Raw genomic sequence first — 23,117 nt, forward strand, 5'->3', positions numbered from 1 at the left:
GTGTAACCCAACGAAGCCATTACACCCTTAATTCGCCCTCGCAGCATTGAGTTATGTCAATTGAGCGCCTAACCGGGAGATATTTATGTCCTATGATGAGTTTTATGTGAAGTCCGTCATCCGTTCACTGCAGGACTGGCCCGAACCCGGCGTAATTTTTCGCGATGTAACTCCCATTTTCAAAGACCCCAAAGCGATGCGGATGGTGTCGGATGCGTTTATCCAGCGTTATATCGACAGCGATATCACCCATATCGCCTGTATTGACGCCCGTGGCTTCCTGTTTGGGGCGATTCTGGCGCACCAGCTCAACCTGCCGCTGGTACTGGTACGCAAAAAGGGCAAGCTGCCCGGCGAAACCATCCATCAGGAGTACACTCTGGAATATGGTACCGCGGCGGTTGAAATGCAGATCGACTCAGTTGCCTCCGGTGACCGTGTACTGCTGTTCGATGACCTGATCGCCACTGGCGGCACCATCCTGGCCGCCTGCACCCTGATCAAGAAGCTCGGCGCCGAGGTTACCGAGGCAGCCGCCCTGATCGACCTGCCGGATCTACAGGGTTCCACCCGCATTCAGGAGCTGGGCATTCCCGTCTACTCACTGCTCGCCTACGAAGGCTGCTGAGCCCTCCATCTCATGCACCGGGTACGCCTGCCTGGTGCACACTGTTATAATTCATCCCCCTTTTGCATCCCTGGAGATTGCATGCTCTGGTTCCGTAACGCTATTGTCTATCGCTTTGAGCCCACCCCGGGGTTTACCCCCGAGCACCTGAGCGAAGCCCTGTCAGAACATCCATTCACCCCCTGTGGCAGCCAGGAACTGAGTCGCAGTGGCTGGAGTGCGCCGGTCAGTGAAGCTGATGAGATGCTGGTATTCAGCAGCAACGGCTTCATGCTGATCAACCTGCTGCAGGAAGAGCGCATTCTGCCCGGCAGTGTAGTGCGCGAGGCACTGGACGAACGTGTCGCCCTGATTGAGGCGGAACAAAGCCGAAAGGTCTATCGCAAGGAGAAGCTGCAGCTCAAGGATGAAGTCATCCTGGACCTGCTCCCACGCAGCTTTACCCGCCGTCGCCGTACCCACGCCCTGCTGATGCCACAACAGGGCTGGCTGCTGGTGGATGCCTCTTCGCACAAGCGGGCAGAAGACCTGCTCAATCAGCTGCGCCAGGCGCTGGGATCACTTAAGGTACAACTGGTACAGACTCAGGTGCAGGCAGACAAGGTCATGACGACCTGGGTCCAGGGTGAAGCCATGCCGCAGGGCTGGGCACTGGAAGATGAGTGCGAGCTGCGTGACCCGATGACCGAAGGCAGTAAAATCAGCGTCAAGGGCCAGGAGCTGCTGTGTGACGAGATTGCAGCACATATTGGTACCGGAATGCTGGTCAAGCGGCTGGCGCTGGAATGGCAGCAGCAGATCCGGCTGGTCCTGCATGAAGACCTGAGCCTGCACCGCCTGCGTCTGTGTGACGAATACCGTGACCAGCTCGAGGCGGACACGCCTGAGGAAGCGCTCGCCGCCCGTGATACCGAACTGGCTCGCATGGGGCTGGAATATGCACGCCTGCTGCCTGAGCTGATCGAGGCGTTTGGGGGCGAGCATGTACAGCGTTAAGGAGATCTTCTATACGCTGCAGGGAGAGGGTGCTCAAGCAGGACGGGCAGCGGTATTCTGCCGCTTTGCCGGTTGTAACCTCTGGTCCGGCCGGGAGCAGGATCGATCAAAAGCGATTTGTGACTTCTGCGACACGGACTTTGTCGGCGTCGATGGACAAAATGGCGGCAAGTTTGCCAGCGCGGCCGAGCTTGCACAGCGGGTTCGCTCGTTCTGGCCGCAAGCCGCCGGCGGCAAGCCTTACGTTGTCTGCACCGGGGGAGAGCCCGCCCTGCAGCTTGATTCAGATCTGATTGACGCCCTGCATGGCGAGGGTTTTGAAATTGCCATCGAAACCAACGGTACCTGCCCTCTGCCCGAAGGCATCGACTGGGTTTGCGTCAGCCCCAAGGCCGGCAGCGAACTGGTTGTACACAGAGGCAACGAGCTGAAGCTGGTCTACCCACAGCCACTGGCCCAGCCCGAGCGGTTCAGTGAACTGCGCTTTGACCATTTTTACCTACAGCCAATGGATGGCCCTCTGCAAAGCACCAATACCCGCCGCTGCATCGACTACTGCATGGCCCATCCACAGTGGAAGCTGGGCCTGCAGACCCACAAGATCACCGGTATCGACTAGTCATTGAATGCGCTGGCGCACCAGCATCAGGTCACGATTGCGCCAGCCCACCAGCAGCAAGGCCGGCAGCTGCATCAATACCCCGTAGATCAGTGCACTGGCTGACATTTCGGCACTCTGCAGCAACCCCCCCGTCACCAGCAGGGCGGTGCCCGCATTCTGGATCCCCACCTCGATGCTCAGGGTCACCTGCTGGCTCGCCTGCAGCCGCACCAGGCGAGCCAGCAGGTAGCCACTGCCCATTGCCAAAAGTGCCAACAGCAGCGCTGCAGGCCCCACGATGGCGATCAGGGCCGGCAAACGTCCCCAGTTGGCCACCACAATCCCGGCAACGACCACAATCATGAACGCCAGCGACAGCAGCTTTACCGGCCCCTTGACCCGTTGGCTGAAGCCAGGGCTGCGGGCACTGACGAGCATACCCAGCCCTACCGGCAACAGGGTCACCAGCACCAGTTTCATTACCGCTTCAAGTACAGGAAACTTGGGTAACGCCGCATCCCCCTGCCAGTAGCCAAGGGCCAGCAGTGTTAGAAACGGCAGCGAAAAAGGGGTAATCAGGCTGGAAATCGCGGTCAACGACACCGAAAGGGCCGTATCACCCCGTGACAGCAATGTCAGCATGTTGGATGTGGCGCCGCCCGGCGCAAAGGTCAGCACCATCAAGCCAACCGCCAGCAGTGGCGGCAGCTGCAGCACTGTCACCAGAGCCAACCCCAGACACGGCAACAACAGCAGCTGCCCCAGCAATCCGACCATCACGGCTGCGGGCGCCTTGAATACACGCCGGAAGTCGTCGACTCTGAGCGTCATGCCAACCCCCAGCATGACCACAAACAGTGCCATCGGCAAAAACCATTGTGTCATGACAGAGGTTTGCATCAGCGTTCCAGTGAAGGTCGAAATCAAGAGCCACATCTTAGGTTAGACCTGCCCCCGAGGACAATCATCCGCAGAGGTTTTATCCCAATCCCCCACCGTATCTGGGCTGGCCGGGTATACCCACATCTGCTGTGGATAACACTGTGAAAATTTGATTACCAAAAGGCTTCAGCAGGCATGTTCTCTTGCCCTTCTACAGATTGATTAAATTTTAACCAGCTGTATTTACCTATTCATAATCAACATGTTACATAACGCAAGTATTAATTTTCAGAGCCCGGCGCTGGTTCTCCCTCATGGTTGCGGGTATCATCCCCGGCTGTTGGATGAGAGAGCCTCGGACTGATGCAAGAGCAATTGGACATACGCCGCAAGGCGGCCGAAAAGGTCACCATCATTGGTGCTGTTCTGGACACCGTACTCGGTATCCTGAAAATCCTGATCGGTATCGTCGCCAACTCCACGGCGCTGGTTGCCGACGGTATCCACTCACTGTCGGATCTGGTAACCGACTTCATGGTGGTTATTGTACTGCGCTTGTCTCACAAGGCTCCGGACGAGAATCACCCCTGGGGTCATGCTCGTTTTGAAACCGTCGGCACAGTGGCACTCGGCGTAATTCTGGTGGGTGTTGGTGGCGTCATGGCCTACGACAGCCTGCAGCTGCTCTTCAGTGAACAGCCCGCGGTCCTGCCAAGCTGGCCGGCACTCATCGTCGCCGCGCTTTCGATTGTCAGCAAGGAATGGATTTTCCAGTACACGTTCAAAGTGGGCAAGCGTTTGGACTCCGATTTGATCATCGCCAATGCATGGCACAGTCGTACCGATGCACTTTCTTCCATCGTCGTACTGCTGGCGGTTGCCGGCGCCATGGCCGGCATCTGGTGGCTGGACGCCCTTGCAGCTGTTCTGGTTGCGCTGATGGTCGGCAAGATTGGCTGGGATCTGGTTGCCAAAAGCATCACAGAACTGGTCGACACCGCCCTGCCGGAAGAGAAGGTCACCAAACTGCGCGAGCAGGTGCTGGGTGTCGATGGCGTCCTCAACGTACACAGCTTCAAGAGTCGGCGCATGGGCAGTCAAAGCCTGTTGGAAATGCACCTTCAGGTTGCTCCTCACCTCAGTGCGGCGGAAGGACACTTCATCGGCGACAACGTGGTGTGTCAGCTGCAGAGCCGGTTTGATGATATCAGCCACATCATTTTCCATATCGATACCTACGATGATGAAGAGTTCCATGACGAGGTATTTTGCCCTGTCATGCCGACACGGCCTGAAGTCAGCCAACATCTGGATGCCATTATCAGCCGAATTCTGGGTGACAATCCCGACTATGAACTGATCCTGTACTACCACCCTGAGTGTATCGACCTGGATATCAAGGCGTCTGAGCAGTTTCACCAGCTGATGCTGCACACAGGTCTGACGGCACGCGAGCTGCAGGAACGCCTGCGCGAGCAGCTGGCCGGGCTGAACTGGTTTCGTACACTTCACCTCTGGCTGCCACCACGATAGACAGCCGCGGCCCTACTCTGGCTGCGTAGAACGAAAAAGGCCGGGACTGATGCCCGGCCTTTTTCGTTGCTGAAGCCTGGGTCATCTGACCGGCTCGCGCATGGTGACAAACTCTTCCGCTGCCGTCGGATGAATACCGATGGTACTGTCGAATACGGCCTTGGTTGCGCCTGCCTTGAGCGCCACACCAATACCCTGAATGATCTCACCAGCTTCGGCACCTACCATATGCACGCCCAGCACACGATCGCTGTCAGCATCCACAATCATCTTCATCAATGTCCGTTCATCACTGCCACTTAGCGTGTGCTTCAGTGCGCGGAACTCGGAACGAAATACCTGGATATTGCTGTACTGTTCACGCGCCTGCTCTTCACTCAGACCAACCGTTCCGATATTGGGCTGACAGAATACGGCCGTGGGGATCAGGTCGTAATCCACCTTGGGTGAACCCTTGGCATAGAGGCTGCGCACCAGCGCCATGCCTTCGGCCAACGCCACAGGGGTCAGCTGCACTCGGTCAATCACATCGCCGATGGCATAGATCGACGGCACAGAGGTCTGAAACTGGTCGTTTACGACCACTGCCCCGTTTTCCGCCTGCTTAACGCCCAGCGCTTCAAGCCCAAGTCCTTCGGTATTGGGTACACGACCGGTGGCGTACAGTATCTGATCGGCTTCCAGGGTACGCCCGTCCGTCAGGCGAGCACTCAAGCGACCACTGGCCAACCGCTCAATCGACTCGATATTGGTATTGAAGTTGAGGCTTACACCCTTTTTTGCCACTTCCTGGGCCGTAAATTCTCGCACTTCGTGATCAAATCCGCGCAGAAACAGCTCACCGCGATAGATCAACTCCGTGCGTGCACCAAGGCCTGCAAAGATGCCGGCAAACTCGACCGCGATATAGCCGCCGCCGACAACGAGCACATCCCTGGGGAACCGTTCAAGATCAAACACCTCATTTGAGCTGATGACATGCTCCTTGCCGGGCAGATCCGGTACAAAAGGCCAGCCCCCCGTCGCCACCAGAATCCGTTCCGCCGTATAGGTCCTGTCATTGACACGGACTTCGTGAGGACCTGTGACAGTAGCGCGACCATCAATCAGGTCACAGCCGGCATTCTTCAGCAGGTTGGTGTAGATCCCGTTGAGGCGGGTAATCTCCTGCTTTTTGTTGTCTCGCAAAGTCGCCCAGTCAAATTGGACAGACTCCGCCGTCAGGCCGTAGCCCTCAGCTTCATGCAAGGACTCAGCGTAATGCGAAGCATATACATAGAGCTTTTTCGGCACGCAGCCCACGTTAACGCAGGTACCGCCGAGATAGCGATCCTCAGCTACAGCCACCCGCACCCCCATGCCGGCAGCCATTCGGCCAGCACGTACACCGCCAGACCCGGCGCCAATCACAAACAGGTCATAATCGAATTCTGCCACTGTGCTCTCCTTAACAATCCGCTCGGTCATTAGAGACATTGTATCGGGCTGTAACACGATAGCCCAATAGAACTGCCGCCCCACAGTAATAGCCATAAACTATTGCATCGCATCCACCTGGCTGGCCCTTTCTGATAACATGATTCGCCTGACCCGCAGCCTCTTTCAGGACAGAGCATGAAACTGATCTCTTTCAATACCAACGGTATTCGCGCACGCATGCACCAGCTTGAGCGATTGATCGACAAGCATCAGCCGGATGTGATCGGCATTCAGGAAACCAAGGTAGCCGACGACCAGTTCCCGCGAGAGCAGATCAAGGCGATGGGGTATCACGTTGTCTATCATGGCCAAAAGGGCCATTACGGCGTTTGTCTGATCTCACGTGAGCCTGCCGTTAATGTGGAGTACGGCTTTCCGGGGGATGAGCCTGATGCCCAGCGCCGCATGATCATGGCTGAGTTCAGCTCAGCCAGTGGCAAGCGCATCAAGGTTCTTAACGGCTACTTCCCTCAGGGCGAGAACATTGCCCACGAGACAAAATTCCCGGCCAAACGTCGTTTCTATGCTGATCTGCTGGCTTATCTGCAGTCCAGCTGCAGCCCCGAGCAACCGCTGGTGGTGATGGGGGATCTTAATATTTCGGCGGAAGACAAGGATATCGGTATCGGTGAAGTCAACCGTAAACGCTGGCTGAAAACCGGCAAAACCAGCTTCCAGCCGGTTGAGCGCGAGTGGCTTGACCAGCTTAAGCAGTGGGGCCTGGGTGACAGTTTTCGTGTGCTCCACCCGGAAGAAGACAATCTGTTCAGCTGGTTTGATTATCGCAGCCGCGGCTTTGACGATGATCCTCGTCGTGGCCTGCGCATTGACGCGATCATGGCCACGCCGGTATTGCTAGAGTACTGCCGCGACGCCGGTATCGACTACGAGATACGGGGCATGGAGAAACCCTCCGACCACGCCCCTGTGTGGGCCAGCTTCGAAATCTAGCCCCGTTGTCTAGAACTCGGTCACCGGGCAGCGAAAGCTGTCCGGCTTGACGATCATCAGATCACAGCTAACCTGATCCAGCAGACGCTCAGCCGAACTGCCCAGCAGTAACCGATCAATAAAGCCTCGCGCCAAAGACCCCATCACCAGCACATCGATTGACTGCTCTTCGACCAGCTTCGGCAATACCTGATGAAACTCACCTTCATTGAGGTGCACGCAGGGGTCTCCCACTTCCAACTGCAGAGGGGCAATCATTTCAGCGATCCGCTGCTTATGCTCCCTTGCCACCTTTTTCTGCAACTGTTCGTAGTCCACAACCAGGTGCTCATCAAAAATGGCCGAGTGTGGCAATGTATTGAATACGTGAATTACGTGCAGCTCTCCGCCCAGCTGCGCCGCCAGCCGAGCAGCATGGTGCAGCAGTTTCCGGTCCAACTCGGCGGCGGCATCATCAAGGTGAAAAGGGTCGATGGCCGCGGCTATGCGCGGACGTTCGGGCCATTGACGTGTCTTGCTTAGCAACAGCGGTGTCGGGCACTGACGCAGCAGGCGCCAGTCTGCCGCAGCCAGCAGCTTACTCAATAACCTGGGATGCGGCTCGAGTGCATGCAGCACCAGTTCGGGCTGGTAGCGCAGTGCCTTGCGTACCACGCCTTCGGCACGATCCCGATCCCAATAAACATCCGCCCCGGCTTCAATCTCCTGCTGCACTAGCTTGTCCATATGGGACTGCAGTCCTTTCTCCACCTTTCTCAAGACGGACTGGATCGCATGTTGCCGCCCATCCGCATCAAACAGGTGACTGCTTTCCAACCCTGCGGAATAGACACAGGAAAACAGTTCAACCTGACTGTCGGGTGTCAGCAGACGCCGCATTTTCTGCAGCAGCTCACCCCGATGCTCATCTTCAGCCAGATTAACCAATACACGCCTGAATTCACTCATGCCGGCCTCCTGTCGGATTTTCTCCCAGCATAGCCCGACTGACGAAGCATGAAAACGTCAGCATTGGATATTCAGTCAACTTTGGACTATTAATATTAGATATTATTTATATATAATTCAGAAAATACTAAACCAAGGAGATGTCTGATGACTCTGAATGCTGCCCTGCGCCTGATGGCCGGTACTGTTGTGCTGATCAGCCTGGCACTTAGCCAATACCATTCTACCCTCTGGCTCTGGCTAACCGCCTTTGTCGGCTTTAACCTGCTTCAGTCTGCCTTTACTCGCTGGTGCCCCGCCATCACGGTTTTTCGTCTGCTGGGCCTGAAGGAAGAGGTGTGTGATTCCAAAGGCATGAACGTCAACCAGGGCGTTCATATCATCGCCGGCGTCCTGATTCTGGCCACCAGCGTGCCTGTGGTGCTGGGTATGGTCGGCTCGACCCTGCTGATTTTGCCCCTGATTATTGGACTTAGCCTGATTCAGTCAGCCTTTACCGGTTGGTGCCCTGCCATCCTGATCGCCCGCATGGTCGGATTCAAGCCGACTCATCGCGCCTGATGTCAAACAGCCGATTGTGTTCAACGTCACAATCGGCAGACCCATTTCCTCAGGGCGTGTTAAACTTGCGACTCTTGCCCGGATAATGGAGTGGGTGTTCACGTGATTCTGAAACTGGCGTTGCGTTTGCTGCCGTTGCTGTTGCTGCCGGTTCCGTTTCTGCTGCGCGATCAGCTCCACCTGCTTACGCCCGGCCATCAGTTGCTGCTGAACACCCTGCCCTGGCTGCTCGCCCTGCTGGTGATGCTGCTGGCCCTCGGCTTCAAGCATGGCCGAATTCTTCTGCTGTCACTGCATTTCGCCTGTGCCGCCACCCTGCTGCAAACCACCGCCGATGCCGGCCCCGATAATCCTGCCAGCTACGTGCTTCTGGTTTTGCTGAGCCTGTTCTGGCCGCTGGGTCAGGTTGCGTTACTGCTTCTGCCCGAACGCGGGCTGTTATCTCGCAGCGGTCTTTTTCGCTGCGGCAGCCTGATTGTCATCTACGCGGTACCGGGCCTTATCTGGCTTGAGTCCCCCCAGTTGCTGACACAGCTGCTACCGCATCTGCCACTGGCATTGCTCAACTTTATCGCTCCGGGACTGGCCCTGCCGGCAGCCGCCTTCTGGTGGAACCTGCTTCTGTTGCTGCCCATCTGCCTGCTGCGACTGCGACACCAGCCGGTGGATGCACTGGCGACCGCAGCACTGTCGTTCGCATTCTTGATCAGCCTGAGTCAGCCGGGACAGCCTCTGCTCAACAGTGGCTACCATCTGCTGGCACAACTGTTACTGATCGGCGCTCTGATTCATCACGGTTACGGCATGGCCTTTATTGACACCCTCACCGGTGTTCCCGGGCGCCGTGCGCTTGAGCATTACCTCATCGGACCGGGTCGACACTATTCAATTGCCATGCTGGATATCGATCATTTCAAGAAGTTCAATGACCGTTATGGGCATGATATCGGAGACCAGGTTTTGCGGATGGTCGCGGCCCAGTTGAATCTGGTCCGTGGTGGCGGCAGGCTGTTTCGCTACGGTGGTGAGGAGTTCACGATCGTGTTCAAGCGCCGTGCGGAGCAGGAATCCTTTGAAGCCCTTGAACAGGTGCGCCAGCGTGTTGCCGACTATCCGATGAAAATACGTGATCAGAATCGGCCAGAGGATGATCAGAACGGTCGCAATCAGCGTGGCGGCAACTCCGCTGATACCAGTATTGTGAAGGTGACCATCAGTATCGGCGTGTGCCAGAACAGGACCGGAGAAACACCGGAAGAGGTGATCAAGCGTGCCGACCAGGCCCTCTATATGGCCAAGGAACGTGGCCGCAACTGTACTCAGGCGGGCAACAGCAAGCCGGCCGCTCCACGGCGCAAGAGCCGCACCGACTTTGCCAGAGCCTGAGTCGGCTGCGGTGCATCCCTGCACCGACAGCCCGTGTTTCAACGGTTACCGTAATCCTCGGCTACCTCTTCGATATGTATCGGCTCTTCAGGCATCTCGCCGGCGTGCTCCTGTAACGCCTTTTTCGAGCGGCGCTCCAGCAACAGGTACAGAATGATGCCCACGGCCAGACCATAGGCGGCACCATAGACTGACAGCACAACACCCATGGTGCCGGCCACTCCCATGGAGGTGGCGTTATCAATCTGTTCCACGCCCACACTGATGCAGAGATAGCCGGTAATCAGCAACGTCAGCGACAGTGCAATCGGCAGCACTGGCTTGAACAGGGTCACCAGTGGCAGCATGAACAGTGCAATAAACCCGACAATCCAGAAGATGCTGGCACCGCTGTAGATGGTATCCATCGCCTTGCGACCGTAACGATAGCGCTCTGCAATGGTCGCCATCGCGCCGGTGAACAGCGGGCCGGCCAGACCCGGATAGGGAGCCAGCAGCGAGTGCATCAGGTTCCGCATGGCGGTAACCAGATGTACCCGGTCAACATTGACTTCAATTTTCTCGTCCGGGCGCAGATGGTCCACACGGTTGAGCAGGCTTTTACCCACGATGATATCGCCAAACGCGATGATATAGGCGATCACGGCGGTCGGAATCGCCATCCAGACCATTTCCAGCGATGGCAGGCCAACGCCGAACACGGTGTAGTCCAGCACCTTGTCAAAGGCCGGCGCGGACAGACCAAACTGGACCTCAGGAATTGGATATTCACCCACGGCCCAGCCGATGGCCATCGCCACCAATGCACCCGGAACCATGCCGTATCCGGCGATCACTCTTGCCCAGCGATGCTTTTCCGTCCAGTCGCGGAATGACAGTGAAAACAGAACATATCCGGTCACGGCGCCACCGATGATCAGCGACACCGGGGTCTGCTCAAGCCGTCCACCGGCCACAATTTCACCGGAGATGGCGGCAATGCCCGCCCCCATCAGTATGCCGCCCTTGATCGAATCCGGAAACATGTCGACAAGTTTGCTGCCCAGGCGCGTGATACCGAGCACGAAGAAGATCAGGGTTACAACCAACTGCAAACCGATCAGTGCACGTATCGCTTCAGGGCCGGGTTCAAAATTGCCGAGAAACAGCACCACGACCGGAATCGCGGGGGTTATCCAGCCAGGCACCATCGGAACTCCCAATACGGTGGGTAGCATGAAGCCAAAGCCGCAGATCACCACAAACGCCAGCGCAACATCGTAAGGCAGGCCCAGATACTGCTCCAGCAGCGGTATCATCGCCATGCCGACCACGAACATGATCAAGGCCTGAATTGTTTCCGGCCATTCCCAGCGATGGTGAATGAATGGCAAACGAATTTTGAAAGGACCGAACTTCCAGTACGGATGCTCCTCCCCATGCTTTCGCTGATAGAGTCCCATAAGTGCTCCTCTGGCATTGGCCAGTGTCAGTTTTATTTCTATTCAAGGAAAACAGGGGGCTCCCCAACCCCCTGACAACAAGCAGGCCGAACGTTATAGGCGGGGGCGGAGCAAGTCGAGGTGTCAACAATCAACTTTAGTCGTGAGCTGAACCAAAGTATTAGGGTTTCCCCTAGGCGCGGCTCACACCCACGGTCGCCAAGGCCTGAAGTGTCGGCGCGTTATGACATAAGAGAAGACTAATATGCACTCTGGGTATATTAGTTAAATTGGATTAACTGTAGCGATAGGCTAGAATTGCCAACAAATAACAAGACTGGAGTATTGCGACGTGACTCACGCGGACCACCACCCTGCCGAACCTGCCCCACAGTTAAGCCCTGACAGCATCGAGATGATGAAACAGAATGCAGCTTCCGCCGCGAAATTGATGCGCGTATTGGGTAACGACAGTCGCCTGCTGATTCTGTGTTACCTCGACGGTAAGGAGTTGTCCGTATCCGAACTCAACCGCTGCCTGGATCTGAGCCAGTCGGCACTGTCGCAGCACCTGGCTGTATTGCGCCGTGATGGACTGGTACGTACCCGGCGCGAGTCGCAAACCATCTTCTACTCGCTCAACGGTACCACCGCAATCACCATTATCCGCACCCTGCACGACCTGTTTTGCCCCTCTCAGCCCTGAAACGACTCAACCATAGGGCAATGCCTGAATCAGCAGCATATAGAGGCCGGTACCAGACAGAATGCTGATCAACGGATTGCGCAGCAGCAGATGCAGCGCAGTCACCAGCCCCAGAGACAGCAGCGAGGGCAACAGATATTGCCCCGTCACCAAAGCATCCCTCAATGCGTACAACAGCAGCAAGACCATCAGCACGGGCGGCAGATAGCGCCCCAGGTGTTGCAGCAGCGGGTGATCCGCCCAGCGATAGAGCAGGACAAAAGGCAGCGCTCGCGTCAAAAAGGTGGCCAGTGCAGCCACCGCAATGACACTTAGAAGATACGCAGTCGGTTCCATGCCTCTCCTCCTCTGGCCATGATCAGCAATGAAACGGCCATGCCGATAGACAGCATCAGCATGTTGTCGGCATTGATCAACAGCGCCAGCAGGCCGATCGCCAGCGCCAGAATAAATACACCCGGTCGACGTACCACTCGATACTGCTCAAGGGTCAGCACCAGGAACAGCGCAGGCAGCGTGAACTCGATACCCGCCGTTGAAAAGCTGATCTGACCACCCAGCCAGGCCCCGAGGGTACAGCCGATCACCCAGTAGAGATGATTCAGCAGTGCCAATCTGAACTGCAGCCGTGCACGCAAACGATCACAGCCGGTCTGCAACATGGTCAGCAGCGAATAGGTTTCGTCGGTCAGGGCGTAGATCAGATACCAGCGGCGCGAGCCCTGCAGGGTAAGGTTACTCAACAGTGACAGGCCATAGACCATGTGGCGGGCATTGAGCAGCAGCGTCGCCACGAACACCTCGATCAGGCCTGCCTGATTGGCCAACAGACCCACCGCCATGAACTGGCCGGCACCGGCGTAGATCACCAGCCCCATCAGTGCGGCATACAGCCAGTGATGGCCCAGCTCGGAAAACAGGATGCCAAAGGCCATCCCCAGCGGAATGTAACCAAACAGTACCGGCAGAGAAAGGCGAACAGCGGATTGATCGGGTTCGTTTACAGTGTTCATAATGCGTAGCAATACCAGACGCCCCCACGGGAGCGTCCTGTCGGCGGGCTTAATCAGTCAGGGAGGTCAGTGCTGCAGGCGATAGATCTGCCAGTCTTCCGTGGGCTCATTCAGCATCATTTTCATATCAACCACATCTTCTTCCATGTTGTAGCTGATCTTGAAGCCAAGCTTGCGAGCCAACCCCTGCATACCCTTGTTGCTGGGCATGGTGGAACCCACCAGCTGCAAAGTGCCACGACTGGTGCAGTAGTCGATGGTTTTCTGCATCAGCATCACCCCAAGCCCTTCGCCCTGCATGTCGTCCCTGATCACAATGGAAAACTCGCTGCGTATGTTATCGGCATCGGTCACGGCACGCACTACCCCAAGGGTTTCAAATCCTGCACCACTGAGTTTCGGTGCCGACACAATGAAAGCCATTTCACGGTCGTAATCAATCTGGGTCCAGTTGGCCAGCTCCGCATGGCTGGGCACACCCCGACTGTAGAAATAACGCAGCCGGATCGACTCCGGGCTCAGCGAGTTGAAAAACTCAAGGTGAGCCGGCTCATCTTCACCACGGATGGCGCGCAGAATCGCCTTCCGCCCGGAGCGACGCAGCGTCACATGTTCGCTGAGATGCTCCGGATACGGAGAGATCGACAACCGAGCGGCTTCACCCAGCGACACGGCGCAATCGACGGCCAGCAGTCCACGCTTGTTCAGCAGCAGCGGATTGATCTCCAGACATTTCAGCTCAGGCAGATCAACCACCATCTCCGACAGACGTATCAGCAACTCACACAGATGATCAACATCACGTTCAACCTGATAACTGTTTTCGCTGATGATGTTGTACACCCGCGAGCGCTTGACCAGCTGGCGCGCCAGCGCGAAGTTCAGCGGCGGCAGCATGATATTGCGATCGGCCAGCACATCAATGGCGTAGCCACCCACACCGAACAGAATCAGTGGGCCGAATACGGGGTCACGGGTCACACCCACATTGATCTGAAGCGACTGGAAGCCGCGTTTCATCTGTTGCACCACGAAGCCGTGGGTCTGATCAGGCTGATACCGTTCACTCACCCTGTAGGCCAGCTTGGTGGTGGCATGGCGCACCTCGCTGATGGAGTACAGATCCAGTGCCAGATCACGCCAACGCTGGTAGGCGCTGCTGTCGTAAAAGAAGGGGTACAGATTGTCCTGGTGCAGCGCCTTGACCGCCACTGAACCGCCCATCTGCCGGGCCAGCTCAACGACCCCGACAATATCATCGGCATAGCCGGTATTGGGTGTTGGAATCTCATACAGATCCAACAGGTCACTGGCTTCGGAGTGAGTCAAGTAGTCACGCCCCTCTGCACAGGCATCCTGCAGCATCTGCCGCGCCCGCTTGCGATTGGGCAGGTTGTGCAGATGATAGGGGGCCGGTGTCTGGCGCATGGCGGCCTGATTACGATGGTAGTCAACCATCTGCATAAAGGCGTCCACCGACTCTTCCGGCGTCATAAAGGTGGGAATACCCGCCGCGTTACAATGGTTACGTGCCTCAATGGCCGAGAAACGTCCCATCCAGCAGGTCAGCACATTACGTGGCGTCTTGCGCGCCACCTTGATCACCTCATCGGCCGTCGCAACACTGGCCGCCATGCGCGTCGGCGCATGGATAGTCAGGACTGCATCAACGTTAGGGTCCTTGGTCAACAGACGAATGGCTTCGGCAAAACGTTCCGGGGTCGCATCGGCATTGAGATCAACCGGATTACGTCCATTCCACTCTGGCGGCAAAATGGCCGCAAGTGCGGTCCGGGTCTCTTCGGTTATTTCACTCAGCTTGCCCTGCTTGCGCAGAAGTCGATCATTGGCCAGCGCATTGGGCCCCATGCCGTTGCAGACAATGGCGAGACGCTCACCACGCATCGGCTTCATTCGTGACAGGGTTTCCAGTGCATTGAACAGCTGGTCCGAGGTTTCAACCCGCACGGCACCGGCTCGGCGCAGGGCCGCATCATATACGCGGTCTTCATCATCAACGCCGGGGGCCAGCTCCACCGACATGCGACCGTCCTGGATGATATTGGATTTGAGCACCAGCACCAGCTTGTTACGTGATGCGGCCCGAACCGCCGACACAAAATCGCGTGCAGAACCGATGATGCGATCCATCTGCAGCAAAATTGCATGGGTAGTGGGGTCCTTGGCCAGATAGTCGATGATGGCCGGCAGATCAACGTCAACGCCTTCACCCAGCGTGAGGAAGTGGGAGAAACCGATCTCCTGTCCGCTGGCCCAGTCGATCATAGCGGTACCAAGCAGCCCCGACTGGCCGACATAGGCCACCTTTCCCTTGCTGATGTTTACATGTGCGTAGCTTGCGTTGAGCTTTGACCCCGGCACCAGCAACCCCATACAGTCAGGACCCAGAATACGGATACCATAAGGGCGTGCGGCCTCGCGAACCTCTTCGCGCAGTGAGCGGGAATGGTCACTGTCCGAATTGCTCAGCCCCCCGGTCAGGATCATGGCCGCCTTCACCATATTGGCGCCAAGCTTGCGAATAATGCCCGCAACGCTTTCAGGAGGTGAACAGATGATGGCCAGATCCGGCATTTCAGGCAGATCTGACAGCGATCGATAGCAGCTGACGCCGTTGACCTGCTCGTACCCTTGAGCATTGACCGCCATCAGCTTGCCCGCATAACCGCTGTCCAGCAGGTTACGCAGCACGATTCCGCCCATGCTGTTTTCGCGCTCGGAAGCACCAAAAATGGCAATGGATTCGGGTTTGAAGAAGCGTTTGAGGTATTTGGTCGACACTCGCTTTGATCCCCTGATCGCCGGCTGCACCGGTGTTCATTCAAGCATAACGTAATATAAGCTATTCTATATTTTTCGCACCTGCAGCAAAAGTCGAAAAGCACAGTTATTGGCAATTCGACTTTGGGTTAAAAAATAGTCATACACAGCCCCTATACTGGCTGTTACTCTTAGCACTCAGGTCACGGCCCCCCACCGGACAAGAAAGGAGACTCAAATGACCCGCATGCCACTTCCGGACATCAAGAACAGCATAGACCGTGTCATCCATGCCATCGAGGGACGTTACACCAACGGCATGTCACCCGCCTCTCTGACACTGGCCTATATGGACTGGCTGATCCATACCAGTCATTCGCCAGGGAAAATGAACGAGATGCGTGAGAACATGGTACGCAAGCTCAGTGCATTCACCCTCTGGGCCGGCCGCGCCAGTCTTGATGCCGAAGCACCTCCTTTCATCAAGCCTCTACCGGGGGACCGCCGCTTTCGTGATGAGGCCTGGAAACGCTTTCCCTACAACGTGATGTCACAGGGTTTTCTGCTGCAGGAGCAGTGGTGGCATTACGCAACTACCGGGATCCCCGGTGTTGCGTCCCATCATGAGAATATGGTGTCGTTTGCCGCACGCCAGTGGCTTGACCTGTTCTCGCCAACCAACTACCCGATGACCAACCCGCTGGTGGTGGAAAAGACACTCAATACCGGCGGCCAGAACCTGGTACAGGGGCTGCAGAACATGCTGGAGGATATCCAGCATAACCTGCTGAGTGAAACGGATGATATCGACCCCGAATTCATGCCCGGCAAGAACCTGGCGGTGACACCCGGCAAGGTGGTGTTCCGCAACCGGTTGATCGAATTGATCCAGTACTCGCCCACAACGGACAAGGTTGCCGCCGAGCCGGTTTTGATCACACCTGCCTGGATCATGAAGTACTACATTCTTGACCTGTCCGAGCACAACTCGATGGTCAAGTATCTGGTCGACAAGGGCCACACGGTTTTCATGATCTCCTGGCATAACCCCACCGCCCGAGATCGTGACATGGGCATGGGTGATTACCTGCGCCGTGGCGTGATGGACGCGCTCAACGTGATCAACTCAGTGGTACCTGAACAGAAAGTGCACCTGGTCGGTTATTGCCTTGGCGGCACACTCTCCACCATTGCCGCCTCGGCCATGGCGCGGGACAACGATGACCGCCTGAAATCACTCAGCCTGTTCACTGCCCAGACCGACTTTACCGAAGCCGGCGAACTGATGCTGTTTATTGATGAAAGTCAGCTCAGTTACATGGAAGACCTGATGTGGGACCGCGGCTATCTGGATACACAGCAAATGGCCGGCGCCTTCACGCTGCTGCGATCCCACGACCTGATCTGGTCACGCATAGTGAGCGAGTACCTGCTGGGTGAGCCGCCACACATGAACGACCTGATGGCCTGGAACGCCGATTCCACCCGCATGCCCTACAAGATGCACTCCGAGTATCTGCAACGCCTGTTCCTGAAAAACGACTTGGCCAGCGGTCGCTTCAGGGTTGGTGACCGCGTCATCTCACTGCGAGACATTCGCGTTCCGGTATTCTGTGTCGCGACCCAGACCGACCATGTCGCCCCCTGGCGATCTGTCTACAAGATCCACGACCTGATGAATACCGAAGTGACCTTTGTACTCACCAGCGGCGGTCACAATGCCGGCATCGTCAGTGAGCCCGGCCACCCAAGGCGCAGCTACCAGCTGGGCGTTCAGACCGCTGAGGACAAGCATATTCCGGCGGATGACTGGCTGGTTCGTCATGAGAGTCAGGACGGCTCCTGGTGGGTGCCCTGGTGCGAATGGCTGGACAAGCACTCCGGCAGCAAAGTTGCGCCCCCGGCCATGGGATCAAAGGAATATCCACCGCTGGCAGTGGCACCCGGCACCTACGTTTTCGAAAAGTGATCCCCAGGGGCTGCCAACCGGCAGCCCCTCCTCTCCTGATAGCGCATTCGCGTCTTTTTTTATTAAAGCGATAGCAATTTTTTATTTTGAAGCCGACCGGCCACTGAACTATATTCGCGGAAGTGGAGACGGGGCTCAAACCCAGTCATGACGCGGCCTCGGCAGTAACCTTAAAAACCGGTCCGAAATCGCTCCCACACCCATGACGCGGCCTTGCCGCACCTGTTAAACCTGATGAATGAGATCATGTCGATGGGCACCAAAATCCGTGTCGATCAAGTTGCAGATGACGATCTGGACGACTGGAACGAGCAGTTTACCGAAGAGGAAGAGATCGGCCGCAGCCGTGTACGTTACAACGGCAAGCGTCGCCGCCAGATCGAAGACCTGATGGAAGAGCGTCGCTTGATGCGCCAGATTGGTGACATCTTCGACGACCAGGACCATTACCTGCATTAACGCCTTGAATTGCGCAGCAAAGAGTTAATCCTCTTTGCTGCTTCCTTCCTGTTGGCGCGTCAGCACTGACACAAAATCCGGCTCCTGCGAGAGTGACAGCAGACGCTGCTCCTGACGTCCCTGCTCCCGATACTCATCCGAAATCAGCACCGCCTGTTTCAGATAATCAAGCGCTATGCGACTGGCACCCAGATCAGCATAGGCACAGGCCAGCTGAAAGTAGGCATGACCACTGTCAGGATCCACCGTCAGGGCACGATTACACAGTGAGATCGCCCACTGGTGCTGATTGAGCTCAAGTGCCGCATCCGCCTTGTAGGTGAGCGCTTCAGGGTTGTCCGGTCGCAGCTCAAGAATGCGGTCATACAGTCGTATTTTCTGCTCCCATGACGTTTCCTGAGTCGCCTTCACCCACAGGGTTTGAACCTCGTTGGTTATCTCCAGCTCATGCTGGTTTTCCTGAATGATGCGGGATTTGCGCAGCAACTCCTTCTCAACACGATCAAGCCGCTCCTCGTATTCCTGCACCAGCTTGCCCACTTTTTCATCGGCAATACTCTGAACCCGCTCACGAATTTCACGGATTGAACTCCAGCCCACAATCAGCAGGATGGATGATGCCGCTGCAATCAGGTAGAAAAAGTAGGTCACTGTGTCGGTGGCATAGGAGATGGAGGTATTGGCCACCTTCAGCTCACGGTCGGTGATTTCCCGAATCATTTCGACCCGCTGTCGTTCCATGTCGGAGCGCAGCGCCTTGATCTCATCGATCATGTAGCGCTCGATAAACGGGTTGTAGAGCGGCTCCTGCAGTTGCTGTACGTGTTGACGCAACTCCTGACGCTGCTCCGAACGCAGTTGCTCGGACTCGGAAACGACCACTGCCGCCTCGGCGGCGGCAGTGGTTTCGGTTGCAGGGGTTTGAGCCTGTGCAGGTGGCAGTACCAGTAGCACTCCGGCCGTCAGCAGCGCGCTCAGGCGGCGCATATGACGTCCCCGTGATCCTCCTGCTCGATCAAGGCGTGATGCAACGCACGTACCGCAGGCTCATAATCTTCCTGATTGACGATGCACTGCATTTCGACCTGACGCATGGACTGATGCAGCGCCTGCACGCTGATGCCGGCAGCCGCCAGCGCGGAAACCGTTTTGGCCAGGATGCCCGGTACTTTCAGGTCGGAGCCGATGGCCGAGACAATTGCAACCTTGTGCATCGCCACCTCGGCACTCACGTACTTCTCGCTGATCAAGCGCACGGCACGGTTAACCATCTTGCGGTTGCCCGCCACAAAGTAGGTGATGCTGTTGGCATCGGAATCACGGTTGACCACATAAAGCTTGAGTTCATGCAACAGGCGCGACAGCTCGATATCGTAGCGCGCCTCACCCAGCATATCCTGATCAAAGATTTCGATACCGAACACGTTGGAACGGCCTGCAATGATTTCGACACAGGGTTTGGCACTGCAGTAATCCGTGCTGATGACAGTACCGGCATGATCAGGCTCAAACGCATTCTTGATGCGCAGCTCGATCTCCTGTTGACGCAGGCCCTTGGCCGCCTTGGGATGGATCGCCTCCATACCCAGGTTGGACAGCTGATCGGCCACGTCATAATTGGTTCGACCAATCGTGACGACATTGTCCAGCCCGACAATACCCGGATCAGCCGTACTGAGGTGGAACTCCTTGTGAATCACCGCCTCGGCCGCACCGGTCTTGGTCGCGATCTTGCTGAAAGTCATCTCGCTGTAGCCACGATCGAAGGTGCGCATCAGCCCTTCCTTGCAATGGGTATAGCCGGTAACAATCGGCATTTCGCGGCTGACATCAATGTCGGCAAAGCTCTGTTCGATCATGTCATCAAACGCCAGAGGCTCGTCCTGATCCCAGCCTGAAAGGTCAACAAAGCGTGCATTGACGCTGGCCTTGCGCAGCGCCAGCACACTGTTGTGTGCGCTGTGGGACTCACCGATGGCGGCCAGCATTTCACGCACTTTCATCAGGTGGTCGTCCAGCTGGAAGTGTCCGTAGGAACACAGTTCTTCCAGGTTGGACATGATCGCCTCGACATCCGCAATACGCTGGATAATGAAGGCATCCGCTTGCGTGCGCTCGTCGGTATCACCAAACAGCTCCCGGTTGATCTCGACCATACGCGCCTTCACTTCAGCCAGAGCCTCACGCCAGGCACTTTCGTTTTCGGCATTGGCAAAGCGGGCATAGGCACCGGGCTCGCCGGTTTTCTTGTGTTCAAGGAGCAGATTGGTGATACCGCCATAGGCGGAAACAACGAAGATGCGGTTGTACAGTTCCTCTCCGCTGCGGTCACCAATCAGAATAGTGTCCATCAGTTCGCTGAAGCGACTCATTGAGGTGCCGCCGATCTTCTCTACAGTATGCATGTTATATCCTGTTGGCTTCTCTCTTGGATTTGCCGTTGAACGGTCTGCGCTCAGGTACGGACCGGATACCCTTCAGTTGAAAGGCATCCGGGACAGATCAGGCTTCGATCGGATCTGCATCGATCGGGTAAACGCCATTCTCGTCATGTACTTCCTTGCCACTGAGCGGCGGATTGAATACACAGGCCAGCTTGAGTTCGGAGCTGGCACGCAGCAGGTGCTCGTCATGCCTGTCCAGAATGTACAGCGTGCCAGGGCGGATCGGGTAGATCTTGCCATCGGCCAGTGTTTCGATCTCGCCTTCACCACTGATGCAGTACACGGATTCGAAATGGTTCTGGTACCAGATGTGAGTCTCGGTACCTGCATAGATGGTGGTGATGTGGAAAGAGTAGCCGCAGTTGTCATTTTTCAGCTGCATGCGGGTACTTTCCCAGTTCTCGGATACGATGCGACGTTCCGAGTTTTCACATTCCTGCAGGGTTCTTACGATCATTGAATCTGTTCTCCGTTGAGTTAATTCAGTGTACGGAGCGCCCGCAGGCGCTCATGGGCTTCCAGGTCGGAGACCCGAGGCTCAGGAAGCCTTACGCTCACGTTTTTCCATGGCCGCTGAAAATGCCTTGTCGAGTACCTTCATACCGAAGTCAATCTGTTCGTCAGTGATCACCAGAGGTACCAGACACTTGACCACCTGGTCATGTGCGCCGCTGGTTTCGATCACCAGACCCTGCTCAAACGCACTCTTGATGACGGCACCGGCCAGATCACCATCCGGACATTCGATACCGCTCATCAGACCACGACCCTTCAGCTCCAGGGTTTTGCTGCCATGCTTGCGGATAATCGCCTGCAGGCCTTCACGCAATTTTTTCGCCTTGCGCTGAACTTCTTTCTGGAAGCTGTCATCACTCCAGAACGTCTTGAATGCAGTCGCTGCGGTTACGAACGCGTGGTTGTTACCACGGAAAGTGCCGTTATGCTCACCCGGGCTCCAGATATCCAATTCAGGGCGGAAGATGGTTACTGCAAACGGCAGACCATAGCCACTAAGGGACTTGGACAGGGTGATGATGTCAGGTTTGATGCCGACCTCTTCAAAACTGAAGAAGCGCCCTGAACGACCACAGCCGGACTGAATGTCATCGACAATCAACAGCATGTCATGGCGGCGGCATACCTTCTCAAGGTTACGCAGCCATTCAAAAGAGGCTGCGTTCAGGCCGCCCTCACCCTGGATGGTTTCAACAATTACGGCTGCCGGGTGATCGACACCACTGCTCGGATCGCTCAGCACCTGTTCCAGATATTCTGTGGTATCAACACCTTCACCCAGGTAGCCGTCAAACGGCATGCGGGTCACATCCGGCATGGAAGTTCCCATGCCACCACGGTGATGCTGATTACCAGTAGCCGCCAACGCACCGCCCGTTACACCATGGAAGCCGTTGGTGAAGGAGATGATGTTGCTGCGACCCTTTACCTTGCGCGCCAGCTTGAGGGCAGCCTCTACCGAGTTGGTACCGGTCGGACCGGTGAACATGACTTTGTAGTCACCCATGCCGCGCGGCTCAAGGATCAGGTCACGGAAAGTATGCAGAAACTCCGCCTTGGCTTCAGTCTGCATGTCCAGACCATGAGTCACGCCATCTGCCATGATGTAGTCAACCAGTGCCTGCTTGAGTACATCGTTGTTATGGCCATAGTTCAGCGTCCCGGCGCCGGCGAGGAAATCGACATAGTCCTTGCCCTCATCGGTGGTCAGTACAGCACCCTTCGCCTTGGTGAACGTCACCGGGAAAGAGCGGCTATATGTACGAACTTCAGATTCAGTTTTCTGGAAAATATTCATCGATTTCTCCTGGTTATGCATTCGGGGGAGTGAGCTTGAAAGGACCGGCACGGTACAGCACTTCATCATCGTGCTTGCCTTCAAAGTGCTCATCACGTGAGAACAGGACCGAGCGCTCAACCGGCGCTGACAAGGCCGCAAACACGCGAGCAAAAAGAGTTTCCGAGGCGACGTTACCGGGCGTGATGGTGGTTTCGATAAAACGAACCCCTTCAGGCGCCAGACGCTCGGCCAGCTCGAACAGCATTTTCTGGCCCAGCTTTTTACCGCGACAACGTGAGTCGACTGCCACCTGCCAGACAAACAGCGTGTCCGGACGACTGGGCGGACGGTAGCCGGAAATAAAACCGACCAGTTCACCGTTTTCGTCTTCCGCCGCTACCGCCGTGTCAGCGAAGTCGCTGCACTGAAGCAGGTTGCAGTAGACGGAGTTGGGATCAAGTGGAGCACAACGCTCCACCAGCTTATATAGGGCGTAGCCATCTGTGGCCTTGGGTTTACGCAGAGTAATAATGTCAGATTCCATAGTATTTGATTTATTTCGTA

The 23,117-nt window shown here is 56.4% G+C and carries 22 protein-coding genes; 10 read left to right on the forward strand and 12 right to left on the reverse strand.

All coding sequences use genetic code 11. From position 1 onward, the window contains the following. The first annotated feature begins 85 nt into the window (after window positions 1-85). The 3 genes from ABIE60_RS07235 to queE all read left to right on the forward strand — a co-directional run bounded on the left by ABIE60_RS07235 (window position 86) and on the right by queE (window position 2,243). On the forward strand, window positions 86-628 hold the full coding sequence (locus ABIE60_RS07235) for an adenine phosphoribosyltransferase (protein ID WP_354468770.1): 543 nt from the start codon (window positions 86-88) through the stop codon (window positions 626-628). Between the two features lie 81 nt (window positions 629-709). Further along, complete coding sequence (locus ABIE60_RS07240) at window positions 710-1,624, forward strand: recombination-associated protein RdgC (protein WP_354468771.1); 915 nt, start codon at window positions 710-712, stop codon at window positions 1,622-1,624. Then, window positions 1,611-2,243, forward strand: a complete 633-nt coding sequence (gene queE, locus ABIE60_RS07245; protein ID WP_354468772.1) for a 7-carboxy-7-deazaguanine synthase — start codon at window positions 1,611-1,613, stop codon at window positions 2,241-2,243. Before ABIE60_RS07240 ends, queE begins: the two co-directional genes overlap by 14 nt. Here queE and ABIE60_RS07250 read toward each other — a convergent pair whose 3' ends face one another. Further along, window positions 2,244-3,125: a bile acid:sodium symporter family protein gene (locus ABIE60_RS07250; protein WP_354468773.1), complete on the reverse strand. Its 882-nt coding sequence runs from the start codon at window positions 3,123-3,125 to the stop codon at window positions 2,244-2,246. 345 nt (window positions 3,126-3,470) lie between these two features. Here ABIE60_RS07250 and ABIE60_RS07255 point away from each other — a divergent pair, with 345 nt between their 5' ends. Beyond that, on the forward strand, window positions 3,471-4,640 hold the full coding sequence (locus tag ABIE60_RS07255) for a cation diffusion facilitator family transporter (RefSeq protein WP_354468774.1): 1,170 nt from the start codon (window positions 3,471-3,473) through the stop codon (window positions 4,638-4,640). 81 nt (window positions 4,641-4,721) lie between these two features. Here the strand turns inward: ABIE60_RS07255 and gor are convergent, their stop codons facing one another. Then, window positions 4,722-6,077, reverse strand: a complete 1,356-nt coding sequence (gene gor / locus ABIE60_RS07260; RefSeq protein WP_354468775.1) for a glutathione-disulfide reductase — start codon at window positions 6,075-6,077, stop codon at window positions 4,722-4,724. A 177-nt stretch (window positions 6,078-6,254) separates the two neighbouring features. Here gor and xthA point away from each other — a divergent pair, with 177 nt between their 5' ends. Further along, window positions 6,255-7,070: an exodeoxyribonuclease III gene (gene xthA / locus ABIE60_RS07265; RefSeq protein WP_354468776.1), complete on the forward strand. Its 816-nt coding sequence runs from the start codon at window positions 6,255-6,257 to the stop codon at window positions 7,068-7,070. Between the two features lie 9 nt (window positions 7,071-7,079). Here the strand turns inward: xthA and ABIE60_RS07270 are convergent, their stop codons facing one another. Next, window positions 7,080-8,018 carry a universal stress protein gene (locus tag ABIE60_RS07270; protein WP_354468777.1) on the reverse strand — a complete coding sequence of 313 codons (939 nt, stop codon included), beginning with the start codon at window positions 8,016-8,018 and terminating at the stop codon, window positions 7,080-7,082. Window positions 8,019-8,165: 147 nt separating this feature from the next. Here ABIE60_RS07270 and ABIE60_RS07275 point away from each other — a divergent pair, with 147 nt between their 5' ends. Further along, a complete protein-coding gene (locus ABIE60_RS07275) occupies window positions 8,166-8,579 on the forward strand; it encodes a YgaP family membrane protein (protein ID WP_354468778.1) in 414 nt (137 codons plus the stop codon). A 102-nt stretch (window positions 8,580-8,681) separates the two neighbouring features. Next, window positions 8,682-9,965: a GGDEF domain-containing protein gene (locus tag ABIE60_RS07280; RefSeq protein WP_354468779.1), complete on the forward strand. Its 1,284-nt coding sequence runs from the start codon at window positions 8,682-8,684 to the stop codon at window positions 9,963-9,965. A 38-nt stretch (window positions 9,966-10,003) separates the two neighbouring features. On the opposite strand, the gene ABIE60_RS07285 is transcribed toward ABIE60_RS07280, so the two are convergent. Further along, window positions 10,004-11,407 (reverse strand): xanthine/uracil/vitamin C permease, encoded by a 1,404-nt coding sequence (locus ABIE60_RS07285; RefSeq protein WP_354468780.1) that lies wholly within the window; start codon window positions 11,405-11,407, stop codon window positions 10,004-10,006. Between the two features lie 397 nt (window positions 11,408-11,804). Here ABIE60_RS07285 and ABIE60_RS07290 point away from each other — a divergent pair, with 397 nt between their 5' ends. Continuing rightward, the gene (locus ABIE60_RS07290; RefSeq protein ID WP_354468901.1) at window positions 11,805-12,092 is read left to right on the forward strand and encodes an ArsR/SmtB family transcription factor; all 288 of its coding nucleotides are present in this window, start codon (window positions 11,805-11,807) and stop codon (window positions 12,090-12,092) included. Between the two features lie 6 nt (window positions 12,093-12,098). On the opposite strand, the gene ABIE60_RS07295 is transcribed toward ABIE60_RS07290, so the two are convergent. From ABIE60_RS07295 to ABIE60_RS07305, 3 genes are all read right to left on the reverse strand, one after another. Continuing rightward, complete coding sequence (locus tag ABIE60_RS07295) at window positions 12,099-12,428, reverse strand: branched-chain amino acid transporter permease (protein WP_354468781.1); 330 nt, start codon at window positions 12,426-12,428, stop codon at window positions 12,099-12,101. Further along, the gene (locus ABIE60_RS07300; protein WP_354468782.1) at window positions 12,404-13,105 is read right to left on the reverse strand and encodes an AzlC family ABC transporter permease; all 702 of its coding nucleotides are present in this window, start codon (window positions 13,103-13,105) and stop codon (window positions 12,404-12,406) included. The genes ABIE60_RS07295 and ABIE60_RS07300 overlap by 25 nt, the downstream gene beginning before the upstream one ends. Window positions 13,106-13,171: 66 nt before the next feature. Beyond that, window positions 13,172-15,907: a bifunctional acetate--CoA ligase family protein/GNAT family N-acetyltransferase gene (locus ABIE60_RS07305; RefSeq protein WP_354468783.1), complete on the reverse strand. Its 2,736-nt coding sequence runs from the start codon at window positions 15,905-15,907 to the stop codon at window positions 13,172-13,174. A 217-nt stretch (window positions 15,908-16,124) separates the two neighbouring features. On the opposite strand from ABIE60_RS07305, the gene ABIE60_RS07310 reads away from it, so the two are divergent. Then, complete coding sequence (locus tag ABIE60_RS07310; protein ID WP_354468784.1) at window positions 16,125-17,855, forward strand: PHA/PHB synthase family protein; 1,731 nt, start codon at window positions 16,125-16,127, stop codon at window positions 17,853-17,855. Window positions 17,856-18,068: 213 nt separating this feature from the next. Then, window positions 18,069-18,314 (forward strand): PA3496 family putative envelope integrity protein, encoded by a 246-nt coding sequence (locus tag ABIE60_RS07315; protein WP_354468785.1) that lies wholly within the window; start codon window positions 18,069-18,071, stop codon window positions 18,312-18,314. A gap of 24 nt (window positions 18,315-18,338) precedes the next feature. On the opposite strand, the gene ABIE60_RS07320 is transcribed toward ABIE60_RS07315, so the two are convergent. The 5 genes from ABIE60_RS07320 to ectA form a co-directional block, all read right to left on the reverse strand. Further along, the gene (locus ABIE60_RS07320; protein ID WP_354468786.1) at window positions 18,339-19,301 is read right to left on the reverse strand and encodes a TPR end-of-group domain-containing protein; all 963 of its coding nucleotides are present in this window, start codon (window positions 19,299-19,301) and stop codon (window positions 18,339-18,341) included. Further along, a complete protein-coding gene (locus ABIE60_RS07325) occupies window positions 19,289-20,719 on the reverse strand; it encodes an aspartate kinase (RefSeq protein ID WP_354468787.1) in 1,431 nt (476 codons plus the stop codon). The genes ABIE60_RS07320 and ABIE60_RS07325 overlap by 13 nt, the downstream gene beginning before the upstream one ends. A 97-nt stretch (window positions 20,720-20,816) precedes the next feature. Next, window positions 20,817-21,215 (reverse strand): ectoine synthase, encoded by a 399-nt coding sequence (locus ABIE60_RS07330; protein WP_354468788.1) that lies wholly within the window; start codon window positions 21,213-21,215, stop codon window positions 20,817-20,819. A gap of 81 nt (window positions 21,216-21,296) precedes the next feature. Next, entirely contained in the window at window positions 21,297-22,571 is a 1,275-nt protein-coding gene (ectB, locus tag ABIE60_RS07335; protein ID WP_354468789.1) for a diaminobutyrate--2-oxoglutarate transaminase, read from the reverse strand. A gap of 13 nt (window positions 22,572-22,584) precedes the next feature. Beyond that, window positions 22,585-23,097 carry a diaminobutyrate acetyltransferase gene (ectA, locus tag ABIE60_RS07340; protein WP_354468790.1) on the reverse strand — a complete coding sequence of 171 codons (513 nt, stop codon included), beginning with the start codon at window positions 23,095-23,097 and terminating at the stop codon, window positions 22,585-22,587. Window positions 23,098-23,117 lie beyond the last annotated feature (20 nt).

Origin of the sequence: Marinobacterium sp. MBR-109, from assembly GCF_040547565.1 — a bacterium.
Taxonomy (GTDB): domain Bacteria; phylum Pseudomonadota; class Gammaproteobacteria; order Pseudomonadales; family Balneatricaceae; genus Marinobacterium.